Source organism: Piscinibacter gummiphilus, from assembly GCF_002116905.1.
Classification (GTDB): domain Bacteria; phylum Pseudomonadota; class Gammaproteobacteria; order Burkholderiales; family Burkholderiaceae_C; genus Rhizobacter; species Rhizobacter gummiphilus.
Genome location: NZ_CP015118.1, coordinates 1,808,945 through 1,835,423 on the forward strand (window position 1 = coordinate 1,808,945; position 26,479 = coordinate 1,835,423).

Below are 26,479 nucleotides of genomic sequence, written 5' to 3' on the forward strand. Positions count from 1 at the left end.
ATATTTCAAAACTGAAATCAATTCTCGAATCCGGTCATCAGCGCCACGACCACGGGAGATATCTTGCTGCGCGTGGTGGCCCATTTGCCCATGCCGAACACGGCATCGAGTTCGTATTGGCTGCTGGAGAGAATCTGGCCGTCGGCGGTCTGCAGCGTGAGCGAGGCGGCCGTCAGATAGGGGCGATGTTCCGCCTGGAACGGCGGAATGCCCCACTCCATGGCCGTGGCGTATCGCAGCCAGACGGCGCAGCTCTCCGGGGAGACGCCGGTGTCGTAGATGCGGCTGTCGATCTGGAGGGTGCGGAGCTCGGCCTGCAGTGCGGGCAGCACATCCGGGACCGGGGCCTGGCGGTTGAGTTCGATGCAGAGGGACTGGACGGGGGCGTGTTCATGGCGGACGGTGTGGCTGGCCTTGCTGGGGCCGAAGGCGATGGCGGTGCTGGTGGCGGTGGCCGTGGCCTTGAGCAGTTCGATCGCGGGCACGGGCGTGAAGATCGCGCAGGCGGTCTGCGTGGCGCCGGCCACCGCGGCCAGCAGGGTGAAGAGGAAGCGGCGCATCGCGGGGCTCACACGACGTCGTCGATCAGGCCCGCCAGCCCGGCGGCACCCAGCAGGGCGTAGCCGGCGACGTTGCTCGCGGCCGTCATGAGGCCGTCGGTGACGGCGCCGGTGGCGTTGCCCACCACGTCGCCCACCGCGTCCGCGGCGTTCTCGACCGAGTGGGCGAGCTTCACGCCCTGGTCGTAGACGGCCACCGCGGCGTTCGCCACGGACGACAGGCCGTCCTCGACGAAGTCGACCGCGTCGCCGACGGTCTCCGAGACGCTGTCGGCTGCCGACGCCAGCTCCTTCATCGCCGCCTGGCTGAACGACACGACCGAACTCGCGGCCGGCACCGCGGCCTGCGCCACGCCGATGGCCGAAGCCGCGACCGGCCCGTACTTCGCGGTGTTCCTCTCGAATTCGGACGGGGCGGCGCGCTTGCACGCGGCGGTCTGGGCGGTGGAGGCGGCGGCCCCCGACGGGAGGAAGTTGATGCTGCTCATGTGGGCTCCGTGGATGGGTGAGGAAATGGTAGGAGCCGACCTTTTCCGAAAGCGGGAGATAAGGGGGGAATACGCCTTTCATCTTGGGATCCGGGAAACCTAACTTGACGCGAATTGATATATGGTGTCGGGCTCGAAAGGGCGGTGAAATACTGTGTCCATAATGAAATCGGCGGGATATCCGGAATGCGGATTCATGGGGTGGGGGCTTCACCGGTGAGCCGCTGCCTGCTCGTCGACGACGACACCGCGCTGCTCGACGCCGTCGCCCCGTACCTCGGCGGGTTCGGCTTCGCCGTGACCGCGGTGGAGACCGGCGCGGCGATGCGTCAGGCCGTGATGGCGCAGGAGTTCGACGTGGTCGTGCTCGACGTGCTGCTGCCCGACGACAACGGCCTCGAGCTGTGCCGCTGGCTGCGGCGCACGCACACGACCCCGCTCGTGATGCTCACGGCCCAGGGCGATCCGTTCAGCCGCGTGGTGGGCCTCGAGATGGGGGCCGACGACTTCGTGCCCAAGCCGTTCGAGCCGCGTGAACTCGTCGCGCGCCTGAACGCGGTGCTGCGGCGTGTGTCGCGCGAGGGCGGCGCCACGGCCGGGACGGTGCCCGCGCGCAGCGAGCGGTTCGCGGGCTGGTCGTTCGACCGCCTGTCGCGGGTGCTCGTGTCGCCGTCGGACGAGGTGGTGCCGTTGTCGAACGCGGAGTACCGGCTGATGACGGTGTTCGCCGACCATGCCGGCCAGGTGCTGAGCCGCGAGCGGCTCGTGGAACTCACCACGTCGCCCGGGGCGGACGTGAACGCGCGCAGCGTGGACCTGATGGTGTTCCGCCTGCGGCGCAAGCTTTCCAGCGGACCGGCCGACCGGCCGCTGATCCGCACCGTGCGCGGCGCGGGCTACCTGTTCGACGGCGGGGCCGGCCCATGAGGGTGCGCTGGCGGGACACGCTGTTCCGGCGCCTCTTCGTGCTGATGTGCCTTGCCCTCGTGGGGAGCCACCTCGTGGCGCTCGCGTGGATGTCGCGCACGCCGGAGCCGCCGGCCGGCCTGCCGCCGCCCGCGGCGGGGCCCTCCACGTGGCGGGGCCCGTCACTGCCGCCGCGGCTCGATGCCGGCGAGCGGCTCTTCATCGGCCCGTGGGTGGACCCGTGGCCGCTCGGCGCCGCGGCGGCCGCGCCGCCGCCGTCCCGGTGGGAGGCCTGGGGCCCGCGCGTCCTCGACGTGCTGCTGCGCGGCCTCGTGATCGCCGTGGCCGCGTGGTGGGGCGCCCGCTGGCTGTGCGGCCCGATGCACCGCCTCGCCGCCGCGAGCCAGGGCCTCGCCGATTCGATCGGCCGCCATGAACGGGTGCCGGCGCTGGACGAGGGGCCGGGTACGGAGGAAGTGCAGGAGACCGCGCGGCGCTTCAACGCGATGGCCCGCCGGCTCGACGCCCAGTTCAAGGAGCGGGGCCTGTTCGTGGCCGCGATCTCGCACGACCTGCGCGCGCCCCTCGCGCGGGTGCGCATGCGCCTCGAGACCTGGGAGCACGAGCCGCTGCTGCGCCGGTGCATCGCCGACGTGCAGGAGATGAACGACATGATCGACGCGGTGCTCGAGGTGTTCCGCGCCGAGGGCGTGGCGGAACCGGTGCGCCGCACCGACGTGACGGCGCTCGCGCGGGCGCTGCGCGACGACCTCGTCGAGCAGGGCCACCGGGCGACCCTGCGCGGGCCGGTGGCGATGGCGCCGCTGCAGCCGGCCGCGTTGCGCCGGGCACTGTCGAACCTGATGGGCAATGCGGTGCGGCATGGCGGCCGCGCGGACGTGAGCGTGCGGCTGACCGACACCGAGATCGTGGTGCACATCGACGACGCCGGCCCCGGCATTCCCGAGAGCCAGCTGCAGGCCGTGTTCGAGCCGTTCTATCGCGCGAACCGCGAGCGCGCGGGCGCCGGCCTCGGCCTCTACATCGCCCGCGAGCTGGTGCAGCGGCAGGGCGGACGGCTGACGCTGCAGAACCGCTCCGAAGGCGGGCTGCGCGCGTCGGTGGCGCTGCCGCGCGAAACCCCCCGCCTGCTCGGGTGACACCGGGGTGATGCCCGGCCGCAACGCACCGGGCGGACCCTGATCCACCGCCGCGTGCCGCTGTCTACACTGAGGCCATGCCGAACCCCGACAACATCAAGAACAGCGGCGGCGACGAGGCCGTGACCGGCCTGATCCTCACCGGCGGTGGGGCCCGCGCGGCCTACCAGGTGGGGGTGCTGAAGGCGGTGGCGCAGATCCGCCGGGACGCCGCGCCGTGGCGCAAGGACAACCCGTTCCCCGTGATCACCGGCACGTCGGCCGGCGCCATCAACGCGGCCGCGCTGGCGTCCCACTGCGACGACTTCGACAACGCCGTGGCCCAGCTCTGCAACGTGTGGGAGAACTTCCGCGCCGAGCAGGTGTACCGCAGCGACGCGCTGGGCGTGATCCGCACGGGCGCGCGCTGGCTCACGATGATGTCGCTCGGCTGGGTCATCGCACGGTGGCGCCGCGCGCGGCAGCGCTCGCTGCTCGACAACGCACCGCTGGAGGACCTGCTGCACCTGCTGGTGCGCGTGGACCGCCTGAAGGCGCTGATGAAGTCGGGCCACCTGCAGGCGTTGGCCGTGACCGCGTCGAGCTACAACTCGGGCACGCACGTGACGTTCTACGATTCGGTGAAGGACTTCGTGCCCTGGAACCGCTCGCAGCGCGTGGCCGTGCGCGACACCATCACCGTGCCGCACCTGCTGGCCTCGGCCGCCATCCCGTTCGTGTTCCCGCCGGTGCAGCTGGGCTTCGACGGCGGCACCGAATACTTCGGCGACGGCTCCATGCGCCAGAGCGCGCCCATCTCGCCGGCCGTGCACCTGGGGGCCAGCCGCATCCTCGTGATCGGTGCCGGCCGCATGCACGAGCCGCCGGGCCAGCGCAAGGTGAAGGGCACGTACCCGAACCTCGCGCAGATCGCCGGCCACGCGCTGTCGAACATCTTCCTGGACGCGCTGGCGGTGGACGTGGAGCGCCTGCAACGCATCAACAACACGCTGGCGCTGCTGCCCCCCGAGGCGCTGGCCAACACCAGCCTGCGGCCCATCGACGTGCTGGTGATCGCGCCGTCGGAACGGCTGGACGACCTGGCCGCCAAGCACCTCGACAGCCTGCCCGCGCCGGTGCGCGCGCTGCTGCGCGGCGTGGGCGTGTCGGGCAAGGGCAGCGACGCCCGGGGCGCGGCGCTCGCCAGCTACCTGCTGTTCGAGTCGCCGTACACCCGCGAGCTGGTGGCCCTGGGCGTGTCCGACACGCTGGCCCGCCGCGACGAGGTCACGAAGTTCTTCGGGTGGGAGCGCCGGGCCGTGCCGCGTTCGCCGGTGCAGGACAGCGGCTTCTACACGGCCGAACTCGAATGACCCCGAAGGCGGCGGACGGCGTCAGGACTTCGTCTCCTTCTTGTCCCCGCCCTTGTCGGCCGCCTTGCCGTACTTGCCCTTCTTGTCGGCCTTGCCCGCGTTCTCGGACGGCGTGAAGGTGCTGCCGTTGACGGTGAGGCCTTCCTTCGAGAAGCGGGCGGCGTTGCCTTCGCCGACGCCCTTCACGCGGTCGACCAGGTCGCCCCAGTCCTTGAAGGGGGCCTTCTTGCGCTCGTCGAGGATGCGGGTGGAGACGCCGGGGCCGATGCCCTTCACGGTCTCGAGCGTGGCCTGGTCGGCCTTGTTGACGTCGACGGCGGCATGGGCGCCGATGGGGGCGGTGGTGGCCAGGACCACGGCGAACATCCACAGCAGTTTCTTCAGCATGACAGGTCTCCGGAAAGGTGGGTGAGGTCGGGGGACGCGGCCTCTCCGCATCCCTGGACGTCACTCTAAGAACGGCACCTCCCGGCACCGCCCTGTTCCGACCCCTCGAAAGCCGGTGCCTTCGCACCGGCTTCGCCGAGCTCGACTTTCCTCAGGCCTTCTGCTGGCTCAGCCACTCCACGTAGCGCTTCGCACCCGTCGCGACGTCGGCGAACGCGTGCTTGCAGCCGGTGGCGCGCAGGCGCGTGTCGTCGGCCTGCGTGTACGACTGGTACTTGCCCACGAGCGCGTCCGGGAACGGGATGTACTCGATGAAGCCCTGGCTCACGAGGTCGGCCAGCGGCAGGGCCGGCGCGCCCTTGAGCGCGCGCGACGCGTTGACCACGGCCACGGCCACGTCGTTGAACGGTTGGGCGCGGCCCGTGCCGAGGTTGAAGATGCCGCTCTGGCCAGGGTTCTGCAGGAACCAGAGGTTCACGGCGACGACGTCGTCCACGTGGATGAAGTCGCGCGTGTGGCCGCCCGGGCCGTATCCGCCGTACTCACCGAACAGCTTGACCTTGCCGGTGTCGCGGAACTGGTTGAAGTGGTGGAACGCCACCGAGGCCATGCGGCCCTTGTGCTGCTCGCGCGGGCCGTACACGTTGAAGTAGCGGAAGCCCGCGACCTGCGACGTGGCCGTGGGCAACATGCGCCGCACGACGTTGTCGAACAGCAGCTTCGAGTAGCCGTACACGTTGAGCGGCTGCTCGAAGGCGGGTTCCTCGCGGAAGGTCTCGCTGCCGCCGTAGGTGGCGGCCGACGACGCGTACAGCAGGCGCACGCTCTGCGCCTGGCAGGCGTCGAGCAGGCCCTTGGAGCACCGGTAGTTGGTGTCCATCATGTACTTGCCGTCGTGCTCCATCGTGTCGGAGCAGGCGCCCTGGTGCAGCACGGCGTCGACCTTGCCGAACTCGCCGCGGGCGAAGCGCCCGTAGAACTCCGAGCGGTCGAAGTAGTCGCTGAGGCGCGCGCCCAGCAGGTTGCGGTACTTCGGGCCGTCCGTCAGGTCATCGACGGCGATCACGTCGTCGATGCCGATGGCGTTCAGGCCGTGGACGAGGTTGCTGCCGATCATGCCGGCGGCGCCGGTGACAACGACTTTCATGCTGAAGCTCCCGGGAACAGTTCGTCGTACGACACGGACGCCGTGCCGAACTTGCCCACCACGATGCTGCCGGCGCGGTTGGCGATGGGCATGGCCTCGCGCAGCGGCAGGCCGGCGGCCAGCATCACGGCGAGGGTGGCGATCACGGTGTCGCCGGCGCCGGTGACGTCGAACACCTCGCGTGCCTGGGCCGGCACCTGGGTGTGGCCTGCGGCATCGAAGAGCGACATGCCTTCCTCCGACCGCGTGAGCACGAGGCCCTCGAGGCCCAGTTCGACGCGCAGCTTCTCGGCGCGCTCGTGCAGGTCGGCTTCGTTGCGCCACGTGCCGATCACCTGGGCCAGTTCGGCCCGGTTCGGCGTGATGGCGGTGGCGCCGGCGTAACGCGTGTAGTCGCTGCCCTTCGGGTCGACCAGCACGGGTTTGCCGGCCGCGCGGGCCAGCTCGATCATGCGCGGGATGTGGGTGAGGCCGCCCTTGCCGTAGTCGGAGAACAGCACGGCGTCGTACCCGGGCAGCACGCGCTCGAAGTCGGCGAGCATGCCGTGCAGCACCTCGTGGTCGGGGGCGTTCTCGAAGTCGATGCGGATGAGCTGTTGCGCGCGGCCGATCACGCGCAGCTTCACGATGGTGTAGAGCTGCGGGTCGTGGCCGAGGAGGGTGGACACGCCTTCCTTCTCGAGCAGCTGCTGCAGCTTGCGGGCCGGTTCGTCGTCGCCCACCACGGTCAGCAGCGTGGCCTGCGCGCCCACGGTCTTCGTGTTGAGCGCGACGTTGGCCGCGCCGCCGAGGCGCTCCTCCTCGCGGTTGACGCGCACGACGGGCACCGGGGCCTCGGGCGAGATGCGTTCGACGGCACCAAACCAGTAGCGGTCGAGCATGGCGTCGCCGACCACCAGCACGCGGGCGGCCGCGACTCGCTCGCGAGAGACGGGATGAGCGGGATGGGTCATGTCAGAGGTCCTCCAGCCGCTGCGGCGGGTAGCTGTCCCAGCTCAGGCAGCCGGGGCATTGCCAGAAGTAGTGCTGGGCCTCGAAGCCGCAGGCGGCACAGCGGTAGCGCTGCAGGGGCTTGGCGGCCCGGCCCACGGCATCGGTGACGCTCTGGGTTTCCGGGGCCGTCAGCGGGGTCGATTCGGTGGTGGTCTGGCGCAGCAGCGCCTGGGCCGCGGACAGCGTGGGCTGTTCCTGCAGGTGGCGGAACAGGCGGCCGCGCTGCGCTTCCGGGGCGGGGTCGAGCATCGAGATGGCGGCCAGCAGGTCCATCGTGGGCGCGCGGCCGTACAGCTCGCGCAGGCGCTCGAGGGCCTGGGCCTGCTGGCCGGCGGCGATGGCGCTCGTGGCGTAGTCGCGGGCGACGAGGTTGAACGCCATGGGCTGCACCACCAGCAGTTCGGACCAGGCCGACAGCGCCGCCGCGTGGTCGCCGCGCTTGGCGGCGCGCTGGCCGGTCAGGGCGAGCGGTCGGGCGAGGTGGGGGGCGGCCAGGCGGGCGTGGCGCAGCGCGGTGTCGCCGTCCTCGGCGTGCTGGCCGGCGTCGGCCTCCAGCGCCAGTTCGCACCAGTAGTGCGCGATGCGGTTCGAGAACGACCCGGTGCCGCTGCGCTCGAGCTTCTGGGCCACCTCGACGGCGGCCCGCCACGCGCGCGAACGCTCGTGCAGCGTGAGCAGCGCGAGGCGCGCCTCGGTGTCGAAGGCACTGCCGTCGAGCGCCTGGTAGGCCTGCTCGGCGCGGTCGAACAGGCCCGCCTTCATGAAGTCCTGGGCGAGCGCGTACTGGGCGCGGTCGCGGTCGGCCTGGGCGAGGTCGGCACGGCCCAGCAGGTGCTCGTGCACCCGCACCGCGCGCTCGTACTCGCCGCGGCGGCGGAACAGGTTGCCGAGGGCGAAGTGCAGCTCGGTGGTGTCGGGGTCGTGCTGGACGGCCTCGATGAACGCGTCGATGGCTTTGTCCTGCTGTTCGTTGAGCAGCAGGTTCAGGCCCTTGAAATAGGCCTTCGGCGATTCATGCTGCTCGCGTTTCCACTGGCGCAGGTCGAGGCGGGAGGCCAGCCAGCCGAGCGCGAACGCGAAGGGCAGGCCGAGGAGAATCCACTGGAGGTCAAACGCCATGGCGTGGGGGATCGGTGTCGAGCGGTGGCGGGATGTCGGCGGGAGCGGCGGCCCGCGTCAGGTCGTCCTCGGCCTCGACGGCGGCCTGGTGACGCTTGGCCACGCGCCGGTGGCGCCACCAGCTGGGCGCCATCGCGAGGCCGCCCACGAGGCAGCCGAGCGTGAACGCCGCGAGCACGATGAACACCATCGGCGCGCGCCACTCATGGCTGAAGAACCAGCGGATGCCGGCTTCGTGCTGGTTGTTCAGCGCGAACGCGAACAGCGTGAAGAAGAGGGCGGCTCGAATGAGCCAGACAAGAATTCGCATCGCAACTCCCGGAGCGATTCTAGGTCGAACACGACCTGCACGATGGCGTGGTGACTCGGGTCACCAGCGACGTCAGGCGTCCTGCGGATCGATGGACGACTTCGGGGGGGAGATGACGAGGACGTCGTCGGCCGGCGTGGCGGCGGGGACGGCGCTCGGGGCGGCAGGCGTTGCACCTTCCACCGGCACCTGGGCATCGACGGCTTCGCGAAGCGCCTTGCCCGGCTTGAAATGAGGAACGAGCTTCTCGGGGATCACCACCTGCTCGCCGGAACGGGGATTGCGCCCCATGCGCGGCGGTCGGCGGTTGATCGAGAAGCTGCCGAACCCGCGGATCTCGATGCGATGCCCGCGCGCAAGCGCGTCGGACATCGCGTCCAGGATGGTCTTGACGGCGAACTCGGTGTCGCGATGGGTCAGCTGGCTGAATTGTTCAGCCAATTGGGTCACGAGGTCGGATCGAGTCATTCAGTCCTGCTGAGGGTTCCCGGGGTTCGGCGACAGAGCGACGGCGATCAGCCGTTGTTCTGGTTGTCGAGCTTGGCACGCAGCAGCGCGCCGAGGCTCGTGGTACCGGCGTTCTCACGTTCGCTGGTGGCCGACAGGCGCTGCATGGCTTCCTGCTGGTCGACGTTGTCCTTGGCCTTGATCGACAGCTGGATCGAACGCGTCTTGCGGTCGACGTTGATGATCATGGCGTTGACTTCGTCGCCTTCCTTCAGCACGTTGCGGGCGTCTTCGACGCGGTCACGGCTGATTTCCGAGGCGCGGAGGTAACCCGTCACGTCGGCGTTCAGCTCGATCTCGGCGCCACGGGCGTCCACGGTCTTGACCTTGCCGGTCACGGTCTGGCCACGGTCGTTGACCGAGGTGTAGGACGTGAACGGATCGGAGTCCAGCTGCTTGATGCCCAGCGAGATGCGCTCGCGCTCGACGTCGACGGCCAGAACCACGGCTTCGACTTCCTGGCCCTTCTTGTAGTTGCGAACGGCCGTTTCGCCCGGCTCGTGCCACGACAGGTCGGACAGGTGCACCAGGCCGTCGATGCCAGCCGACAGGCCGACGAACACGCCGAAGTCGGTGATGGACTTGACCGGGCCCTTGACGCGATCGCCGCGCTGGACCGTGCCCGAGAATTCTTCCCACGGGTTGGTCTTGCACTGCTTCATGCCGAGGCTGATGCGGCGCTTGTCTTCGTCGATCTCGAGGACCATGACTTCGACTTCGTCGCCCAGGGACACGATCTTGTTCGGAGCGACGTTCTTGTTCGTCCAGTCCATTTCCGAGACGTGCACCAGGCCTTCGATGCCCGGCTCGATCTCGACGAACGCGCCGTAGTCGGCGATGTTCGTGATCTTGCCGAACAGGCGGGTGCTGTTCGGGTAGCGGCGCGACACACCGTGCCACGGATCGTCACCCAGCTGCTTGATGCCCAGCGAGACGCGGTTCTTCTCGGCGTCGAACTTGAGGACCTTGGCTTGCAGCTCTTGACCGACCTGAACGACTTCGCTCGGGTGGCGGACACGGCGCCAGGCCATGTCGGTGATGTGCAGCAGGCCGTCGATGCCGCCGAGGTCCACGAACGCACCGTATTCGGTGATGTTCTTGACCACGCCGTTGACGATGGCGCCTTCGGACAGGGTGCTCAGCAGCTTGCTGCGCTCTTCGCCCATCGAGGCTTCGACCACGGCACGGCGCGACAGCACGACGTTGTTGCGCTTGCGGTCGAGCTTGATGACCTTGAACTCCATGGTCTTGCCTTCGAACGGGCTCATGTCCTTGACAGGGCGCGTGTCGAGCAGGGAACCGGGGAGGAAGGCGCGGATGCCGTTCACGAGGACCGTCAGGCCACCCTTGACCTTGCCGTTGACCGTGCCGCTGACGAATTCGCCGGATTCCAGCGAGTTCTCGAGCGACAGCCACGAGGCGAGGCGCTTGGCCTTGTCGCGCGACAGGATGGTGTCGCCGTAGCCGTTCTCGACGGCATCGATGGCGACGGAGACGAAGTCACCGACCTGGACTTCGAGCTCGCCTTGGTCGTTCTTGAATTCTTCGATGGGCACGTAGGCTTCGGACTTGAGGCCTGCGTTCACGACGACGAAGTTGTGTTCGACTCGGACGACTTCCGCGGTGATGACTTCACCGGTGCGCATCTCCGACTTGTTCAGAGATTCTTCGAACAGGGCGGCAAAGGATTCCATTCCTTCGGCGGCGGCGTTTTGGGTTTGGGGCATGGGGGACGATCCAGTTGCAGCTTGCGCTGCGGGTTAGGTTGGACATTCCGTCGCCCCGGTGCGCATGAAGCGCGAGGAGGGAGGGCGACGGGACGAACGTTGGAATTCGGGGTGGACGGGGCCTTTTTCAAGGCCCGCGGCAACTCAGAACGCCTGCTTTGCTTCCCACCACTCCAGCACCTGGGCGACACATTGGTCGACCGTGAGCTGGGAGTTGTCGAAGAGCTTGGCATCTTCGGCCGGCTTGAGAGGCGCGACGGTGCGGGACTGGTCTCGCAGGTCGCGCGCTTCCAGATCGGCACGCAGACTGTCGATATTAGCCGGAATTCCCTTAGAAATCAATTGCTTATGCCGGCGCTCGGCCCGCACGGCGGCGCTGGCTGTGACGAACACCTTCAGGTCGGCGCCGGGGAAGATCACCGTGCCCATGTCGCGGCCGTCGGCCACGAGGCCCGGCACCCGGCGGTGGGACAACTGCAGCGCCTTGAGGGCGTCGCGCACGCTCGGGAAGGTGGACACGCGGGACGCCATGGCGCCCACGTGCTCCTGGCGCAGGTCGTCGCTCACTTCCACGCCCGCCAGCCAGATCTGGTGGCCGGTGAACTTCAGCTGCAGGCCGGCGGCCACGCGGGCGAGGCCCGCCTCGTCGGTGTCGGTCACCCCGGCCTGCATCGCAGCCAGGGCGGTGGCGCGGTACAGCGCACCCGAGTCGAGGAAGTGGTAGCCGAGGGCGATGGCCACGGCGCTCGCGAGCGTGCCCTTGCCGGAGGCGGTGGGGCCGTCGATGGTGAGCACCGGCACGTCGGCCGAGTCAGCCTCGACCACGTCGAACAGGGCCTCGAAGTAGTCCGGGAAGGTCTTGCCCACGCAGCGCGGGTCGAGGATGCGCACCGGCACGTGGCCCGCGGGGCGGGCCAGCGGGTTGAACGCCGCCAGCGAGAAGCACATCGCGATGCGGTGGTCGTCGTAGGTGTGGATGGACGCGGCCGACCAGCGCTCGGGTGCGGCCACCTCGATGAAGTCGGCACCCTCGACCACCCGGGCGCCCAGCTTGCGCAGCTCGGTGGCCATGGCCGCGATGCGGTCGGTTTCCTTGACGCGCCAGCTGGCGATGTTGGTCAGGCGGGTGGTGCCTTCGGCGAACAGCGCCATGACGGCCAGCGTCATCGCGGCGTCGGGGATGTGGTTGCAGTCGAGGTCGATGGCCTTCAGCGGCCAGGCGCCGCGGCGCACCTCGAGCCAGCCGGGGCCGCTGGTCACGTCGGCGCCCATCGCGCGGGCGGCGTCGACGAAGCGGATGTCGCCCTGGATGGAGTCGTCGCCCACGCCCTCGATGCGCACCGCGCGGCCGCCGTGGGCCGCGATGGCACCCAGCGCGACGAAGTACGAGGCGGACGAGGCGTCGCCTTCCACGTGGATGTCGCCGGGCGAGCGGTACCGGCTGCCCTGGGGGATCGTGAAACGGGCCCAGCCGTCGCGCCGCACCAGGATGCCGAAGCGGGCCAGCAGGTTCAGCGTGATCTCGATGTAGGGCTTGGACGTCAGTTCGCCCTCGACCTCGATGGTCACGGGGCCGGCGTCGGAGACGAGCGGCAGGCCCAGCAGCAGCGCGGTGAGGAACTGGCTGGAGACGTCGCCGCGCACGCGGATGGGGGCGGACGTGTCGAGCGGGGCCGAACCCGGGCGCAGGCGCAGCGGCGGGTAGCCCTCGTTGCCCAGGTAGTCGATGGGGCAGCCGAGCTGGCGCAGCGCATCGACGAGGTCGCCGATGGGGCGCTCGTGCATGCGCGGGATGCCCTTCAGCTCGAACGTGCCCTGCTGCGTGGCGGCCAGCACGGCCAGCGCCGCGGTGAGCGGCCGCATCGCGGTGCCGGCGTTGCCGAGGAACAGGTCGGCGGTCTTCGTGGACAGCTGGCCACCGAGGCCCGTGATGTGCCAGTCGGGTCCCTGGGCCGCGACGCCGCAGCCCAGCGCCCGCAGCGCGTCGAGCATCACGCGGGTGTCGTCGGAGTCGAGCAGGTCGCGCACGACGGTCGTGCCCTCGCTCAGCCCCGCGAGCAGCAGCACGCGGTTCGAGATGCTCTTGGAGCCGGGCAGGCGGACCGTGCCCCGGGCGGCGCGCAGCGGGGGGACGGTCAGGAAGGGGATCGAGAACATGGCGGCGCGTTCGACGAGCGAAGAGGAATGAGGGGGCGGGCCGTGCGGCTCGCCCCGGTCAGCGGCCGGAGCCGGGTTTGGTGGCACCCATCTGCCAGTTGGCACGGGCTTCCGAGGCGTTGCGGATCAGGTCCTCGAGCGCCTCGACGTTGCCGGACTTCATCACGTGTTCCATCGCGTCGAGCGTGTGCCGGAAGCGCATGGACTGCTTCAGGATCTCCTCGCGGTTGGCCATCAGCACGTCGCGCCACATTTCCGGGTCGCTGGCGGCGATGCGGGTGAAGTCGCGGAAGCCGGGGCCCGCGAGCGACAGGAAGTCGCGGCCGGCCGGCTGCTTGGCCACCGAGCTGAAGAACGCGAACGCGAGCATGTGCGGCAGGTGGCTCACGGCGGCGAAGGCGGCGTCGTGGTTCTCCGGCGTCATGCGCAGCACCTGCGAGCCGATGGCCGACCACACGTCGGTGGCCTTCTGCACCAGGTCCGGGTCAGTCTGGGGCAGCGGCGTGATGATGACCTGGCGGCCGGCGTAGAGCGAGGCGTCGGCATGGGCCACGCCCGACACTTCCTTGCCGGCGATGGGGTGGGCCGGCACGAACGAGCCGACACGGTCCTTCAGCACGCGGCGGGCCGCGTCGACCACGTCGCGCTTCGTGGAGCCGACGTCCATGAACAGCACGCCGGGTTCGACGAGGTGTCGGATGGCGCGGAAGGTGGCCTCGCTGGCGGACACCGGCACCGACATCAGCACGATGTCGGAGCCCGACACGGCGAGCAGCGCCGATTCGGCGGTGTCGTCGATCACGCCGAGCTTCTTCGCCTTCTCGGTGGTGGACGGCGACTTGCTGTAGCCGATGACCCGCTTGACCAGGCCGGCGCGCTTCAGTGCGAGCGCGAACGAACCGCCCATGAGGCCGCAACCGATCACGCCAAGCTGGTTGAACATGGTGCGGTCGCTCTCCGGGGGGGTTGGCGGAAGGGGTTGGGGCTTGGTGCGACGGATCAATGGACGTCGACCGGGTAGGTGCCCAACACCTTGAAGAAGGCGCAGACGCTCCGCAGCGCCGTGAGGGCCGCGGCGAACTGGGGCTGCTCGGGGTGTCCCTGCAGGTCGATGTAGAAGTAGTACTCCCACTGGCCCGACCGGGCCGGACGCGACTCGAAGCGGGTCATCGAGACGCCGTGCTCCTTGAGCGGCACGAGCATGTCGTGCACGGCGCCCGGGCGGTTCGTCACCGACACCACGAGGCTCGTGCAGTCGTTGCCCGATGCGGCCGGCTGGGGCTGGCGCTGCGGATGGGCGACGATGGCGAAGCGGGTGCGGTTGTGCGGATCGTCCTGGATGGCCGGGGCCAGCGTGTGCAGGCCGTACTCGGTGCCGGCGCGGTCGCTGGCGATGGCGGCGAGCTTCGGGTCGGCCGCCGCCAAACGCGCGCCTTCGGCGTTGCTGGAGACCGGGCGGCGCTCGACGTTGGGCAGGTGGTTGCTGAGCCAGCCGTGGCACTGGGCCAGGGCTTGCGGGTGCGCGCACACGGCTTCGATGCCGTCGAGCGAGTTGTCCTTGCGCAGGAGGTTGTGCAGCACGAAGAGGCTGGTCTCGCCCACGATGTGCAGCGGCGTGGTGAGGAACAGGTCGAGCGAACGCGCGACCACGCCCTCGGTGGAGTTCTCCACCGGCACCACGCCGAAGTCGGCGGCGCCGGCGGACGTGGCGCGGAACACCTCGTCGATGCTGGCGCACGAGACGCGTTCGATGGACGAGCCGAAGAAGCCGAGCGCGGCCAGTTCGCTGAACGTGCCGGCGGGGCCGAGGTAGGCGACGCGCGTGGGCGCCTCGAGGGCGCGGCAGGCCGACATGATCTCGCGCCAGATGGGCGCGACGCTGTCGGACTTCAGCGGGCCGGGGTTGGCGGCCTTCAGGCCGTCGATCACCTGGGCTTCGCGTTCCGGGCGGAAGGCGACGGAGCCTTCCTTCTTCTTCAGCTCGCCCACGTCCTGGGCGAGGCGCGCACGGCGGTTGATGAGGTCGAGCAGTTCGCGGTCGACAGCGTCGATGCGGGTGCGAAGCGCCAGCAGGTCGGGGTTCGGGGGAGTGGTGGGATCAGCCATGGCGGGTGGCAAATTCTCGCATGTGGCTCACCAGGGCCTCGACCCCGGCGTACGGGATGGCGTTGTAGAGGCTCGCGCGCATGCCGCCGACGGACTTGTGTCCCTTCAGTTGCAGCAGCCCCTTGGCCTTGGCTTCGGCCAGGAAGGATTCGTTGAGCGATTCGTCGGCCAGGAAGAACGGGACGTTCATGCGCGACCGGCAGGCCTTGTCGACCTTGTTGACGTAGAAGCCCGAGCCGTCGATGTAGTCGTACAGCAGCGTGGACTTGGCGATGTTGCGCGCCTCCATGGCCGCGACGCCGGTGAGGCCGCCTTCGGTCTGGCGCTTGAGCCACTGGAACACGAGGCCGGCCATGTAGATGCCGAACGTGGGCGGCGTGTTGAACATCGACTCGTTGTCGGCGACGACCTTGTAGTCGAACGCGGACGGGCAGACGGGCAGGGCGTGGCCCAGCAGGTCGTCGCGCACGATGACGATGGTGAGGCCGGCGGGGCCGATGTTCTTCTGGGCTCCGCCGAAGGCGAGGCCCACGCGCGACCAGTCGGTGGGGCGCGAGGCCACGTTCGACGAGAAGTCGACGACGAGCGGCGCCTTCGAGCCGAGCGCGGCGAGGTCGGGCAACGTCTGGAACTCGACGCCGTGGATGGTCTCGTTGCCGCAGACGTGCACGTAGGCGGCGTCGGCGCTCAGCTGCCACGACGCGGGGTCGGGCAGCGTGGTGTGCTGCGTGGCCGCGTTGGAGGCCGCGAGCTTCGAGGTGCAGTAGCGCTGCGCCTCCTTGTGCGACTTCTGCGACCACGAGCCGGTGACGACGAAGTCGGCCACCCCGCCCCGCGAGAGGTTCATCGGCACGATGGCGTTTTCCGCGAGACCGCCGCCCTGCATGAACAGGATGCGGAAGTTCGCGGGCACGGCCAGCAGTTCACGCAGGTCGGCTTCGGCCTGGTGGTAGATGGCACCGAACTCGCGTCCGCGGTGGCTCATCTCCATCACGCCCATGCCGCTCCCGTGCCAGTCGAGCATTTCGGCGGCGGCCTGGGCCAGCACCTCGTCGGGCAGCGCGGCCGGGCCGGGAGCGAAGTTGTAGGGGCGTGTCATCGTGTCGGGAACGTCGGGGAAGGGTGGGGGACTGCGGTCCGGCTTACTTCTTCGGCTTGGAGGCCGCGGCGGCCGGTGCCTTGCCCTTCGCGGGCGCTTCACCGTTGGCCGGCAGGCCCAGCGTGGAGGCGACCTGCTGCTCGAGCGTCTTGAGCTTGGGCTCGAGCGACGGGCGCAGTTCGGTCACGAGCTGCTGGGTGAAGGCGTTGCCCAGTTCGGGCAGCGCGGCCTGGTACTTCTTGTAGGCCGGGGCTTCGAGGGCGACGAGCAGCGCGCGCAACTCGTCTTCCGAGAAGCGCTCGTTCAGCATCGGCAGCAGGGCGGTCTGGCCGAGCTTGGCGGCCTTGTCCTTCGCGATGGGGCCCACCTCGTCGGCGTACTGCTTGGCCAGGCCTTCGATCTTCGTGATGGCGGCTTCGCGCTTGTCTTCCGGCACGCGCGGCAGCGCCTGCTGGGCGGCGCCCATCATCTGGCGCAGCGGCTGCTCGGCGAGGCCGCGGGCCATGCTTTCCAGGCCGGGCTGCTGCAGCGCGACGAGGCGGTCGAGCAGCGCCTTCTTGGCGGCGCTCGGGGCCGCGACGGGCGCGGGCGCGGCGGCCGGGGCTTGCGGAGTGACCTGGGCGTTGGCCTGGGTCACCGCAGCGCCAGCGAGCAGCGCGATCAACAGGGATTTTTTCATGCTTCGGTCTCGTCAGTGGGCGGCTCTTCACCTGCCTCGGGGTTGGCATCGTTTTCCGCGATGCGTTGCAAACCAATGAGCTTGGTTCCGTTATCGAGTGCGATCAGGGTCACGCCTTGGGTGGCGCGGCCCAGCTCGCGGATCTCGCTCACACGGGTGCGCACGAGCACACCCTTGTCGGTGATCAGCATGATCTCGTCGGCCGGACGCACGAGGGTGGCCGCGACCACCTTGCCGTTGCGCTCGGACTGTTGGATCGCGATCATGCCTTTGGTTCCGCGGCCATGGCGCGTGTACTCGACGATGCTGGTGCGCTTGCCGTAGCCGTTCTCGGTGGCGGTGAGCACGCTCTGCGATTCGTCCTCGGCCACGAGCATGGCGATCACGCTCTGGCCTTCTTCCAGCGTCATGCCGCGCACGCCGCGGGCGTTGCGGCCCATCGAGCGCACGTCGTCCTCGTCGAAGCGCACGGCCTTGCCGCCGTCGCTGAACAGCATCACGTCGTGCTTGCCGTCGGTGAGGGCCGCGCCGATCAGGAAGTCGCCTTCGTCGAGGTCGACCGCGATGATGCCGGCCTTGCGCGGGTTGCTGAATTCGTCGAGCGACGTCTTCTTCACCACGCCCTGGGCGGTGGCCATGAACACGTAATGGTCGGCAGGGAAGCTGCGGAAGCCGTCGGTGAGCGGCAGCACCACGTTGACCTTCTCGCCCGGCTGCAGCGGGAACATGTTGACGATGGGGCGGCCGCGCGAGTTGCGCGAGCCCGTGGGCACTTCCCACACCTTGAGCCAGTAGACACGGCCGCGCGTGGTGAAGCACAGGATGTAGTCGTGCGTGTTCGCGATGAACAGCTGGTCGACCCAGTCGTCGTCCTTCGTCTGCGTGGCCTGCTTGCCGCGGCCGCCGCGCTTCTGCGCGCGGTACTCGGAGAGCGCCTGGCTCTTGATGTAGCCGGTGTGGCTCAGCGTCACGACCATGTCGGTGGGCGTGATCAGGTCTTCGGTGCCGAGGTCCTGCGCGTTGTGCTCGATCTGGCTGCGGCGCGCGCCCAGCTTGGTCTGGCCGAACTCGAGCTTCAGCGCGGTGAGTTCGTCGCCGATGATGGTGGTCACGCGCGAGGGCGTGGCGAGGATGTCGAGCAGGTCGGCGATCTGCGCCATCACGTCCTTGTACTCGCCGACGATCTTGTCCTGCTCGAGGCCGGTCAGGCGCTGCAGGCGCATCTGCAGGATTTCCCCGGCCTGCTCTTCGGACAGGCGGTACAGGCCGTCGCCCTGCAGGCCGAACTCGCGCAGCAGGCCTTCCGGGCGGTAGGCGTCGAGGCCGCCCGGGGTTTCGCCGGCGGCACGCGTCAGCATCTCGCGCACGAGCGAGGAGTCCCACGACTTGCTCATCAGCGCGGTCTTCGCGGCCGGCGGCGTGGGCGAGGTCTTGATGGTCTCGATGAACTCGTCGATGTTCGCGAGGGCCACGGCGAGGCCTTCGAGCAGGTGGCCGCGCTCGCGGGCCTTGCGCAGCTCGAACACCGTGCGGCGATGGATGACCTCGCGGCGGTGTTCGAGGAACACCGAGATCAGGTCCTTCAGGTTGCAGAGCTTCGGCTGGCCGTCGATCAGGGCCACCATGTTGATGCCGAACGTGTCCTGCAGCTGCGTCTGCTTGTACAGGTTGTTCAGCACCACCTCGGGCACTTCGCCGCGCTTGAGCTCGATCACCACGCGCATGCCGGAACGGTCGGACTCGTCCTGGATGTGGCTGATGCCTTCGATCTTCTTCTCGTGGACCAGCTCGGCCATGCGCTCGAGCAGGGTCTTCTTGTTCACCTGGTACGGGATCTCGTCGACGATGATCGCCTGGCGGGCGCCACGGTCGATGTCCTCGAAGTGCACCTTCGCGCGCATCACGACCTTGCCGCGGCCCGTGCGGTAGCCCTCGCGCACGCCGCTCGTGCCGTAGATGATGCCGGCCGTGGGGAAGTCGGGCGCCGGGATGATCTCGATCAGCTCGTCGATCGTGGCGTCGGGGTTCTTCAGCAGGTGGTGGCAGGCGTCGACGACCTCGTTGAGGTTGTGCGGCGGGATGTTGGTGGCCATGCCCACCGCGATGCCGCCGGAGCCGTTGACCAGCAGGTTGGGCAGCCGCGTGGGCATCACGAGCGGCTCTTTCAGCGAGCCGTCGTAGTTGGGGCCGAAGTCGACGGTTTCCTTGTCGAGGTCGGCGAGCATCTCGTGGGCGATCTTCGAGAGGCGGATTTCCGTATACCGCATCGCGGCGGCGTTGTCACCGTCGATCGAACCGAAGTTGCCCTGGCCGTCGACCAGCATGTGGCGCAGGGAGAAGTCCTGGGCCATGCGCACGGCGGTGTCGTACACCGATTGGTCACCGTGCGGATGGTATTTACCGATCACGTCGCCGACGATACGCGCCGACTTCTTGTACGGACGGTTCCAGTCGTTGTTCAACTCGTGCATCGCATACAGCACGCGCCGGTGGACGGGCTTCAGGCCGTCGCGGGCATCAGGCAGTGCACGACCCACGATCACGCTCATCGCGTAGTCGAGGTAAGAACGCCGCATTTCCTCTTCGAGGCTGATGGGCAGGGTTTCCTTGGCGAACTGAGTCATTCGGTCTCGGCGGAAGGCTGGGCGGACAGGTCAGCGCAAACGGGTTGCTTGCGCAATCCGCGATTCTAATTCGCCCGCGATGTCGTGCGTGAGCAACAGAGCCCCTGACAAAGTTCAGCCCCACGACCAAAATCCAGCTGGCTCAATACCCTATGGCACAATCCGCCGGGTCGGTGGGTGATCCCCGAGAAATCGAGGCCTCGCCTGAAAATTTCCGATTCCGGTTTGGACGTCTTGCAGAACACTGCACCTTCCTTGAGAGGAGAATCATGAAGAAACTCAATAAAGTCGCATCGCTCTTCGCAACGGCCGCTCTCGCCGTCTCTGCATCCGGTGCATTCGCCCAAAGCAACTGGGTCAACAACTCCGGCCAACCCTGGAAGAACGGTACGAACGAATACTGCTGGCGCAACAACTTCTGGACGCCGGCCACTGGCGTTCAGGGTTGCGACGGCGTGCCGGCCCCGGCCGCTCCCGCTCCGGTCGCCCCGGCCCCGGTCGCTCCGGCTCCGGTCGCCCCGGCCCCGGCTCCGGTCGTGCCGGTCGTGCCCGCCGCTCCGGTGAGCGAGAAGGTCACGTTCGCCGCTGACGCCTTCTTCGACTTCGGCAAGTCCACGCTGAAGCCGGAAGCCCGCGAGAAGCTGGACGACCTGGTCTCGAAGACCAAGGACGTGAACCTCGAAGTCATCATCGCCGTCGGCCACACCGACTCGGTGGGTTCGGATGCCTTCAACCAGAAGCTGTCGGTCTCGCGCGCCGAGTCGGTCAAGAAGTACCTGGTCTCCAAGGGCATCGAAACCAACCGCGTCTACACCGAAGGCAAGGGCAAGAAGCAGCCCGTCGCCGACAACAAGACCGCCGAAGGCCGCGCGAAGAACCGTCGCGTGGAAATCGAAGTGGTTGGCACGCGCAACCGCAAGTAATCGCTCCGGCGATCGCTGCTCAGAACCCCGCCCCGGCGGGGTTCTTTGTTTTGGAAACCCCGCTCAGGCGGGGTTTTCTCATTTCTGCGGAGGTACCATCAGCGGATGACGAATGCCGATCCCCAGGAGCTCGCCAAGTTCGGCGACCTCGCCCACCGGTGGTGGGACCCCGAAAGCGAGTTCCGCCCGCTTCACCAGATCAACCCGCTGCGCCTCGACTGGATCGACGGCCTCGCGCGCCTGAACGGCAAGCGCGTGCTCGACGTGGGCTGTGGCGGCGGCATCCTCGCCGATTCGATGTCGCGCAAGGGCGCCGACGTGCTGGGCATCGACCTGGCCACCAAGGCGCTGAAGGTCGCCCAGCTGCACGCGATGGAAGCGGGCACGCCCTCGGTGCGCTACCGCGAGGTCGCGGCCGAGGCCCTGGCCGCCGAGTCGCCCGACACCTTCGACGTGGTCACCTGCATGGAGATGCTCGAGCACGTGCCCGACCCGTCGTCCATCGTGCGCGCCTGCGCCACGATGGTGAAGCCGGGCGGCTGGGTGTTCTTCTCCACCATCAGCCGCAACCCCAAGGCCTTCCTGTTCGCCATCCTGGGCGCCGAGTACCTGCTGAAGCTGCTGCCCAAGGGCACGCACGAGTACGCGCGGTTCATCCGCCCGAGCGAACTCGCGCAGTGGGCCCGCGAGACCGGTCTCGACCTGCATTCCACGCGGGGCATGGAACACAACCCGCTGACGGGCCGCTACTGGCTGTCGGGGGACACCAGCGTCAACTACCTCATCGCCTGCAGGCGGCCGGCATGAGCGGCGTCGTCCTCCAGGCCGTGCTGTTCGACCTCGACGGCACGCTGATCGACAGCGCCCCCGACCTCGCCGGCGCCGGCAACGAGATGCGCGCCGCGCGCGGCCTCGAACCGCTGCCCTACGAGACGTTCCGGCCGCTGGTGGGCACCGGCGCACGCGGGATGGTGAAGGTCGCGCTCGACGTCACGCCGGAGGACCCGCAGTTCATCGAGTTGCGCGACGAGTTCTTCAGCCGCTACGAAGCCCGCATGACGCGCGAGACGGCGCTGTTCCCGGCCATGCGCCCGGTGCTCGACGTGCTGAACGCGCGCCGCCTTCCGTGGGGCATCGTCACCAACAAGTCGCAGCGGTTCACCACGCCGCTGGTGAAGGCGCTGGGCCTCGACGCCGAGGCCGGCACGGTCGTCTGCGGTGACACCACCCCGCACGCGAAGCCGCACCCCGAGCCGCTGCTCGAGGCCGCCCGCCGCTTGAACCTCGACCCCACGGCCTGCATGTACGTGGGCGACGACCTCCGCGACGTGGTGGCCGGGCGTGCCGCGGGCATGCGCACCGTGGCGGCCTCCTGGGGCTACCTGGGCGCGGGCGAGCACATCACCGAATGGGCCGCCGACCACGTCATCGATTTTCCAGGCGATCTCTTGAAACTCCCCGGGATGGCCTAAACTACTCACTTCCCTGGGGCCGACCTGGCTTCGACGCGGGTGCGGAGTTGGATCAGGGCATGCCGAGGACCAGTCACCTCGTAAATCCATCTGGATCAAAGTAACTGCGAACGACTCTACGTACGCCCTCGCCGCTTAATACCGGTGAGCTTCGCAACGGTTGGCCGATGGGCCGGGCCTGAGGGGCAACCCGAAGGCTGCGAAGTCATACACATTGGCTCGTTCCTTGGTGGGTCACTCACCAGGGAATCAAATCAAGTGACTCGGTTCCTGGGTAGCGTGCTGCTGCGCGACCCAGGGGCTCAAAACCAAATCAGACAGCTAAGCATGTAGAACTGCCCGGCAATGGCTTGCGGACGCGGGTTCGATTCCCGCCGGCTCCACCATACAAAGGTCTGACTGTCCGATCAGACCGGATGAAGGCTCGAAGTGTCGATGACACCTCGGGCCTTTTTTCTGTTCGCACTCCATCCCTCTGCCATGCAGCTCCTCCTGGACGCCATCGCCTCTGCCGCGCTTCCCACCGATGCCCGGCGCATCTTCCACGGCCGCGGCGGCCTGCACCCCGGCTGCGAGCACTGGGCCCTCGACGTGTACCCACCCGTGTGGGTGCTGACGAGCTTCCAGCCCGCGACCGAAGAGGAGCTCACCACCATCGGCACCGCCCTCGAACAGCGTTGGTCGCAGGTCGCGCCCGGCCAGCCGCTGAACTGGGTCTACCAGTGCCGCCACGAGGGCCAGGCGGTCACGCGCGTGATGGCGGGCGCCGTGCCCGAGCCGCACTGGGTCACGGAGGAGGGCGCGCAGTACAAGGTCAACGTGGGCCGCGGTCAGAACCATGGCCTGTTCCTCGACATGGCGAACGGCCGGCGCTGGGTGCGCGACCATGTGACGACGCACCCCGGCATCCGTGTGCTCAACCTCTTCGCGTACACGTGCGCGTTTTCCGTGGTGGCACTGCAAGCCGGCGCGAAGCAGGTCATCAACCTCGACATGAGCCAGGGCGCGCTCGGGGTGGGCCAGCACAACCACCGGCACAACGGCCTCACCGGTGCGAGCTTCATGGCGCACGATCTGTTCAAGACCTGGGGCAAGGTCACGCGCAGCGGCCCCTACGGCCTCGTGATCGTCGACCCGCCCAGCTACCAGAAGGGCAGCTTCGTCGCGACGAAGGATTACGCGCGGCTGCTGCGCCGGCTCTTCGATCTCATGCTGCCGGGTGGGCACGCGCTGCTGTGCCTCAACGCCCCGGAACTCGGCGTGGACTTCCTGCAGGACCAGGTGCGCGAACTCGCGCCCGAACTGGAATTCGTCGAACGTGTGGCGAACCCGGCGGTGTTCGCGGACGTGGACGACCAGCGGTCGTTGAAGGTGCTGGTGTACCGGGCGCCACCGCTGGCCTGACGCCGCCCGCCGTCAGTCGCAGCGGTAGGCGCGGCCGCGGGTGGTGGTGGAGTCGAGCACCTGCGACGATTCCAGCCAGACCAGGTGGGTGGCACCGAGCGCGGCGGCCTTGTTGACCACCTCGCGCCGCGCGCCCGCCCGTGCGGCGCCGGCGAAGGTGCCCGCCCCGGACACGCTGCTCACGTCGTCCAGGTACTTGCAGTTGGCGACCTGTTCGGGTGTCGCATCCACCACCTCGTGCTCGGCCTTCGGCGTGCTCGGGCGGGTGGGAGCCTGGGTTCCGCAGGCGGCGAGGAGCGTCACGATCAGGGTCGTCGCCGCGGTGCTGGTGATGCGCATGGAATGCTCTCCCGGGGGCATGTCGTTGTGGGGCGTCTGGTCGTGGCATCGTAGCCCGGGTCGGCCGCTGTCGCTACGATGGTGTCGGGGCCCTTCCACATTCCGGAGACATTTCGATGCACAAGATGCTGCTGACGCTCGCGGCCGGCCTGACGTTCGCGGGGTGCACCACGGGTCCCGGCATCCAGCCGATGTCGGGGGCGCCGGGCGTGTACTTCCTCGTGCGCGAGTCGCCCACGCAGTACCCGCCGGCCGACAAGCTCGCCGACGAGTCGCGCGCCGAGGCCGTGGCCTACTGTGACGCACGGGGCGGCGACCTCGAGGTGCTGGAGGCCCAGGCCTCGAAGGGTTGGAACATGACCGGCAACGTGCCGATCTTCAAGATGCGCTTCCGCTGCCCGCCCCGCGCGGCGGCTCAGGCGGCCTCGGCGGCGTCCAGGTAGGTTTCGGTGCGGAGGGCTTCGGCCGCCGTCGCGGTGGCGGCCACGCCGCCGCGTGCCAGCGCCGCTTCCAGCCGCTCGTAGGCCGCGGCGTACGCGCGGAACTCCTTCGTCACGGGCTTGTCCCGCGGGTGTTTCCGGGCCAGGCCCTCGTCCACCTTGCGGTCGAGCAGCACCCGCTGCCGCCGCACGTAGCGCAGGCACCGCCGGCGCGCCGCATCGGACCTCGCCGCCAGCACGGCCAGCACCGGCACCAGCGGCAGCGTGACCACGTCGCCGGCCGCGGGCGGAGCCATCTGCCCGCGCAGCAGGGCGGAGACCGCGCCGCCCCATTCCTGCGTCTCGCGGTCGAGGGCGCCACGGTGCCCGTGCAGCTGCGTGCGGTAGCCGGGGTCGGCGACCTCGCCGTCGGCCACCAGCACGGGCAGGCCCTCGCGCCGGCCCGGCACGATGCACTCGGCGCCGACGTAGCCGGCACCGGTCGTGCGGCTGAACAGCACGACGTGCTGGCGGTCGTCGGCGTGGTGCGGGTCGAGCGGCACCGTGCCGCACATCGCGGGCTTGCGGTTCGTGTGGATGCCGCACAGGCCGTCGGGCAGGCGGGCCGGGCAAGCCTCGAGCGACGGGAAGTCGAGCGCCATCGTCGCGAGCGAAAGGCCCGCCGGGTCGCACCGCACGCCCAGCGCGCCGACGAACAGGTCCTCGTGGTGCAGCAGTTCGGGCACCGTCATCGCCGGCGGCGAGTTGCAGCACTTGCCGCAGGCCGTGCAGTGGAACGAGACGGTGGTGTTCACCAGGGCCTGCGCACCGAGTCCTGGTACTGCGCCAGGATGAACCGCTTGACCGGCTCGCTGCGGTACGACGCCACCAGCGTGTGCACCCAGCCGGCGGCGCGGTCGCCGTCGCGCACGGCCAGCACGCCGGCCCACGGGGTGCGGGCGTCCTCGAGGCCGATGGAGTCGCGTGCCGGCATCAGCTGAGCGCGCACCGCGTGCGGGCGGTCGATGACCGCGGCGTCCAGGCGGTGCAGCGCGTCGGCGAGACGGTCCTGCGGCAGGGGCACGAGCTTGAAGCCGTAGCGGATGCCGGTCACGTCGCGCGGCGTGGCCGTGAGGCCCGAGCCGTCGCGGAGTTCGACGAGGCCGTGGTTGTGCAGCAGCACGAGCGCGCGCGACGCGGCGGCGCGTTCGCGAGGGATCCCGATCGACGCGCCGCGCGGCAGCTGGCGGACCGAGGCGACGCGCCGCGAGTAGATCGCGACGGGCAGGGTCACGGTGGCGGCCACCTCGACGAGCGGCGCGGGCTGGCGGCGGGGTTCCGCGGCGAAGGCCACGGCGTCCTGGAAGCAGGCGGCGTCGAGCCGGCCCCCGGCCACGTCGTCGTTGATCGCGCGGCCGCCTTCGCGTTCGACGAGGCGCAGCGCGAGGCCCTGCGCCGCGGCGACGTCGCGCACGACCGCCATGATCTCGGCATGCGGCCCGGGCAGCACGCCCACGGCAACGTCGCGCGGGGCGGTCGCGAACGCCGGCCGCCACAGCGCTGCCGCGCCGGCGAGCAGGCAGGTGCGGCGCTTCATCGCGTGTCCCTCGCGACGGTGCGGAAGCCGATGTGGGCCGTGGCGAGGTCGGCCTCCTGCGATTCGCGGGCGGACGCGCGGTAGCGCACGCAGAAGTCCGGCGAGCACAGGTACGAGCCGCCCTTGATGACCATGCCCTGGTTCGGCTTGTGGAACGGCGCGGCCACGGCGGCGGTGTCGCCGTTCATGTGCGGCTGGTGCGGGCCGGTGTACGGGTCGCGGGTCCACTCCCACACGTTGCCGATCATGTCGTGCAGGCCGGCGGGGCTCGCGCCGTAGCAGCCGACCGGGGCGAGGCCCGCGTGGCCGTCCTGCTTCGCGTCGAACGCGGGGAAGATGCCCTGCCAGTAGTTCGCGGTGGGTTTGCCGGCGCCGTCGCGCGGGGCGGCGTCGAGCGTGTCGCCGCGCTGGCCCAGCTTGGCGGCGTACTCCCACTCCACCTCGGTGGGCAGGTCGCGGCCGAGCCAGCGCGCGTAGGCGAGGGCGTCGGCCTGGGTGACGAAGGTGACGGGCACATGGCCCATGCCATCGATGGTGCTGCCGGGTCCGCCGGGGTGCTGCCAGTCGGCGCCCTTGACGAAGGTCCACCACGCGTAGGGGCGGGCGTTCATCTCGGCGTCGGTGGGTTGGTGGAAGACGACCGCGCCGCCCTGGCGCTCCGCCTCGGTGACGTACGCGGTGGCTTTCACGAAGGTGGCGAACTGGGCGACGGTGACCTCGGTCTGGTCGATCCAGAACGACGGCACCTTCACGGGCTTCGACGACGCGGGGCGTTCGTCGGGGTAGCCCTTGGTGCTGCCGAAGCTGAAGTCGCCGCCGGGCACCCGCACCATGCCGGCGCTGGTGTCGGCGCCCCAGCCGGCCGGGAGGCCGCCATAGGCCGCGCACTGCGCCTCGGTGCCGAGAGCCGCGCGCAGCGGCGTGGGGGCCGCGGTGGAATACAGCGCGAAGCCGCTGCCGGTGAGCGCCACGGCGCCCACGGCAACGGCCACGCGCCAGCGCGT

At 69.4% G+C, this 26,479-nt stretch carries 27 protein-coding genes and 1 other RNA gene; 9 read left to right on the plus strand and 19 right to left on the minus strand.

The window, feature by feature from the left end; all coding sequences use genetic code 11:
• Positions 1-17: 17 nt before the first annotated feature.
• Entirely contained in the window at positions 18-560 is a 543-nt protein-coding gene (locus A4W93_RS08185; RefSeq protein ID WP_085750151.1) for a hypothetical protein, read from the minus strand.
• An 8-nt stretch (positions 561-568) separates the two neighbouring features.
• A complete protein-coding gene (locus A4W93_RS08190; RefSeq protein ID WP_085750152.1) occupies positions 569-1,048 on the minus strand; it encodes a hypothetical protein in 480 nt (159 codons plus the stop codon).
• Positions 1,049-1,234: 186 nt separating this feature from the next.
• Here A4W93_RS08190 and A4W93_RS08195 point away from each other — a divergent pair, with 186 nt between their 5' ends.
• The 3 genes from A4W93_RS08195 to A4W93_RS08205 all read left to right on the plus strand — a co-directional run bounded on the left by A4W93_RS08195 (position 1,235) and on the right by A4W93_RS08205 (position 4,466).
• Positions 1,235-1,975, plus strand: coding sequence for a response regulator (locus A4W93_RS08195; RefSeq protein WP_085750153.1), 741 nt, complete (start codon positions 1,235-1,237; stop codon positions 1,973-1,975).
• Positions 1,972-3,114 (plus strand): sensor histidine kinase, encoded by a 1,143-nt coding sequence (locus tag A4W93_RS08200; protein WP_085750154.1) that lies wholly within the window; start codon positions 1,972-1,974, stop codon positions 3,112-3,114. Before A4W93_RS08195 ends, A4W93_RS08200 begins: the two co-directional genes overlap by 4 nt.
• A 77-nt stretch (positions 3,115-3,191) precedes the next feature.
• The gene (locus A4W93_RS08205; protein ID WP_085750155.1) at positions 3,192-4,466 is read left to right on the plus strand and encodes a patatin-like phospholipase family protein; all 1,275 of its coding nucleotides are present in this window, start codon (positions 3,192-3,194) and stop codon (positions 4,464-4,466) included.
• 21 nt (positions 4,467-4,487) lie between these two features.
• Here A4W93_RS08205 and A4W93_RS08210 read toward each other — a convergent pair whose 3' ends face one another.
• From A4W93_RS08210 to gyrA, 13 genes are all read right to left on the minus strand, one after another.
• On the minus strand, positions 4,488-4,853 hold the full coding sequence (locus A4W93_RS08210; RefSeq protein WP_085750156.1) for a ComEA family DNA-binding protein: 366 nt from the start codon (positions 4,851-4,853) through the stop codon (positions 4,488-4,490).
• A gap of 151 nt (positions 4,854-5,004) precedes the next feature.
• Positions 5,005-6,000, minus strand: coding sequence for an ADP-glyceromanno-heptose 6-epimerase (rfaD, locus tag A4W93_RS08215; protein ID WP_085750157.1), 996 nt, complete (start codon positions 5,998-6,000; stop codon positions 5,005-5,007).
• A complete protein-coding gene (gene rfaE1 / locus A4W93_RS08220; RefSeq protein WP_085750158.1) occupies positions 5,997-6,953 on the minus strand; it encodes a D-glycero-beta-D-manno-heptose-7-phosphate kinase in 957 nt (318 codons plus the stop codon). The genes rfaD and rfaE1 overlap by 4 nt, the downstream gene beginning before the upstream one ends.
• A gap of 1 nt (position 6,954) precedes the next feature.
• Positions 6,955-8,112, minus strand: coding sequence for a lipopolysaccharide assembly protein LapB (lapB, locus tag A4W93_RS08225; RefSeq protein WP_085750159.1), 1,158 nt, complete (start codon positions 8,110-8,112; stop codon positions 6,955-6,957).
• Positions 8,102-8,422, minus strand: a complete 321-nt coding sequence (locus A4W93_RS08230; protein ID WP_085750160.1) for a LapA family protein — start codon at positions 8,420-8,422, stop codon at positions 8,102-8,104. Before A4W93_RS08230 ends, lapB begins: the two co-directional genes overlap by 11 nt.
• A gap of 72 nt (positions 8,423-8,494) precedes the next feature.
• On the minus strand, positions 8,495-8,890 hold the full coding sequence (locus A4W93_RS08235) for an integration host factor subunit beta (protein ID WP_237357725.1): 396 nt from the start codon (positions 8,888-8,890) through the stop codon (positions 8,495-8,497).
• 47 nt (positions 8,891-8,937) lie between these two features.
• Entirely contained in the window at positions 8,938-10,656 is a 1,719-nt protein-coding gene (gene rpsA, locus A4W93_RS08240; RefSeq protein WP_085750161.1) for a 30S ribosomal protein S1, read from the minus strand.
• A 144-nt stretch (positions 10,657-10,800) separates the two neighbouring features.
• Positions 10,801-12,813 (minus strand): bifunctional 3-phosphoshikimate 1-carboxyvinyltransferase/cytidylate kinase, encoded by a 2,013-nt coding sequence (locus tag A4W93_RS08245; protein WP_085750162.1) that lies wholly within the window; start codon positions 12,811-12,813, stop codon positions 10,801-10,803.
• A 58-nt stretch (positions 12,814-12,871) separates the two neighbouring features.
• Positions 12,872-13,756 (minus strand): prephenate dehydrogenase, encoded by an 885-nt coding sequence (locus tag A4W93_RS08250; RefSeq protein WP_085750163.1) that lies wholly within the window; start codon positions 13,754-13,756, stop codon positions 12,872-12,874.
• Positions 13,757-13,812: 56 nt separating this feature from the next.
• Positions 13,813-14,919, minus strand: a complete 1,107-nt coding sequence (gene pheA / locus A4W93_RS08255; protein ID WP_085750164.1) for a prephenate dehydratase — start codon at positions 14,917-14,919, stop codon at positions 13,813-13,815.
• A complete protein-coding gene (gene serC / locus A4W93_RS08260; RefSeq protein WP_085750165.1) occupies positions 14,912-16,018 on the minus strand; it encodes a 3-phosphoserine/phosphohydroxythreonine transaminase in 1,107 nt (368 codons plus the stop codon). Before serC ends, pheA begins: the two co-directional genes overlap by 8 nt.
• Positions 16,019-16,061: 43 nt before the next feature.
• The gene (locus A4W93_RS08265) at positions 16,062-16,697 is read right to left on the minus strand and encodes a hypothetical protein (protein WP_085750166.1); all 636 of its coding nucleotides are present in this window, start codon (positions 16,695-16,697) and stop codon (positions 16,062-16,064) included.
• Complete coding sequence (gene gyrA, locus A4W93_RS08270; protein ID WP_085750167.1) at positions 16,694-19,321, minus strand: DNA gyrase subunit A; 2,628 nt, start codon at positions 19,319-19,321, stop codon at positions 16,694-16,696. Before gyrA ends, A4W93_RS08265 begins: the two co-directional genes overlap by 4 nt.
• A 269-nt stretch (positions 19,322-19,590) precedes the next feature.
• On the opposite strand from gyrA, the gene ompA reads away from it, so the two are divergent.
• The 5 genes from ompA to A4W93_RS08295 all read left to right on the plus strand — a co-directional run bounded on the left by ompA (position 19,591) and on the right by A4W93_RS08295 (position 23,120).
• Complete coding sequence (ompA, locus tag A4W93_RS08275) at positions 19,591-20,244, plus strand: outer membrane protein OmpA (RefSeq protein WP_085750168.1); 654 nt, start codon at positions 19,591-19,593, stop codon at positions 20,242-20,244.
• 105 nt (positions 20,245-20,349) lie between these two features.
• The gene (ubiG, locus tag A4W93_RS08280) at positions 20,350-21,051 is read left to right on the plus strand and encodes a bifunctional 2-polyprenyl-6-hydroxyphenol methylase/3-demethylubiquinol 3-O-methyltransferase UbiG (RefSeq protein ID WP_085750169.1); all 702 of its coding nucleotides are present in this window, start codon (positions 20,350-20,352) and stop codon (positions 21,049-21,051) included.
• Entirely contained in the window at positions 21,048-21,716 is a 669-nt protein-coding gene (gene gph, locus A4W93_RS08285) for a phosphoglycolate phosphatase (protein ID WP_085750170.1), read from the plus strand. The genes ubiG and gph overlap by 4 nt, the downstream gene beginning before the upstream one ends.
• A 15-nt stretch (positions 21,717-21,731) precedes the next feature.
• Positions 21,732-22,102, plus strand: a transfer-messenger RNA (tmRNA) gene (gene ssrA, locus A4W93_RS08290).
• A gap of 94 nt (positions 22,103-22,196) precedes the next feature.
• On the plus strand, positions 22,197-23,120 hold the full coding sequence (locus A4W93_RS08295) for a class I SAM-dependent methyltransferase (protein WP_085750171.1): 924 nt from the start codon (positions 22,197-22,199) through the stop codon (positions 23,118-23,120).
• A gap of 12 nt (positions 23,121-23,132) precedes the next feature.
• On the opposite strand, the gene A4W93_RS08300 is transcribed toward A4W93_RS08295, so the two are convergent.
• The gene (locus tag A4W93_RS08300; protein WP_085750172.1) at positions 23,133-23,459 is read right to left on the minus strand and encodes a hypothetical protein; all 327 of its coding nucleotides are present in this window, start codon (positions 23,457-23,459) and stop codon (positions 23,133-23,135) included.
• A 116-nt stretch (positions 23,460-23,575) separates the two neighbouring features.
• Between A4W93_RS08300 and A4W93_RS08305 the strand changes: the two genes are divergently transcribed.
• Complete coding sequence (locus A4W93_RS08305) at positions 23,576-23,902, plus strand: hypothetical protein (RefSeq protein ID WP_085750173.1); 327 nt, start codon at positions 23,576-23,578, stop codon at positions 23,900-23,902.
• On the opposite strand, the gene A4W93_RS08310 is transcribed toward A4W93_RS08305, so the two are convergent.
• The 3 genes from A4W93_RS08310 to A4W93_RS08320 are packed head-to-tail and all read right to left on the minus strand — an operon-like array spanning position 23,875 to position 26,446.
• On the minus strand, positions 23,875-24,693 hold the full coding sequence (locus tag A4W93_RS08310) for a YkgJ family cysteine cluster protein (RefSeq protein WP_085750174.1): 819 nt from the start codon (positions 24,691-24,693) through the stop codon (positions 23,875-23,877). The two genes, A4W93_RS08305 and A4W93_RS08310, sit on opposite strands and share 28 nt — an antisense overlap.
• Positions 24,690-25,475 (minus strand): MetQ/NlpA family ABC transporter substrate-binding protein, encoded by a 786-nt coding sequence (locus A4W93_RS08315; RefSeq protein ID WP_085750175.1) that lies wholly within the window; start codon positions 25,473-25,475, stop codon positions 24,690-24,692. Before A4W93_RS08315 ends, A4W93_RS08310 begins: the two co-directional genes overlap by 4 nt.
• A complete protein-coding gene (locus A4W93_RS08320; protein ID WP_237357786.1) occupies positions 25,472-26,446 on the minus strand; it encodes a formylglycine-generating enzyme family protein in 975 nt (324 codons plus the stop codon). The genes A4W93_RS08315 and A4W93_RS08320 overlap by 4 nt, the downstream gene beginning before the upstream one ends.
• Positions 26,447-26,479: the final 33 nt, after the last annotated feature.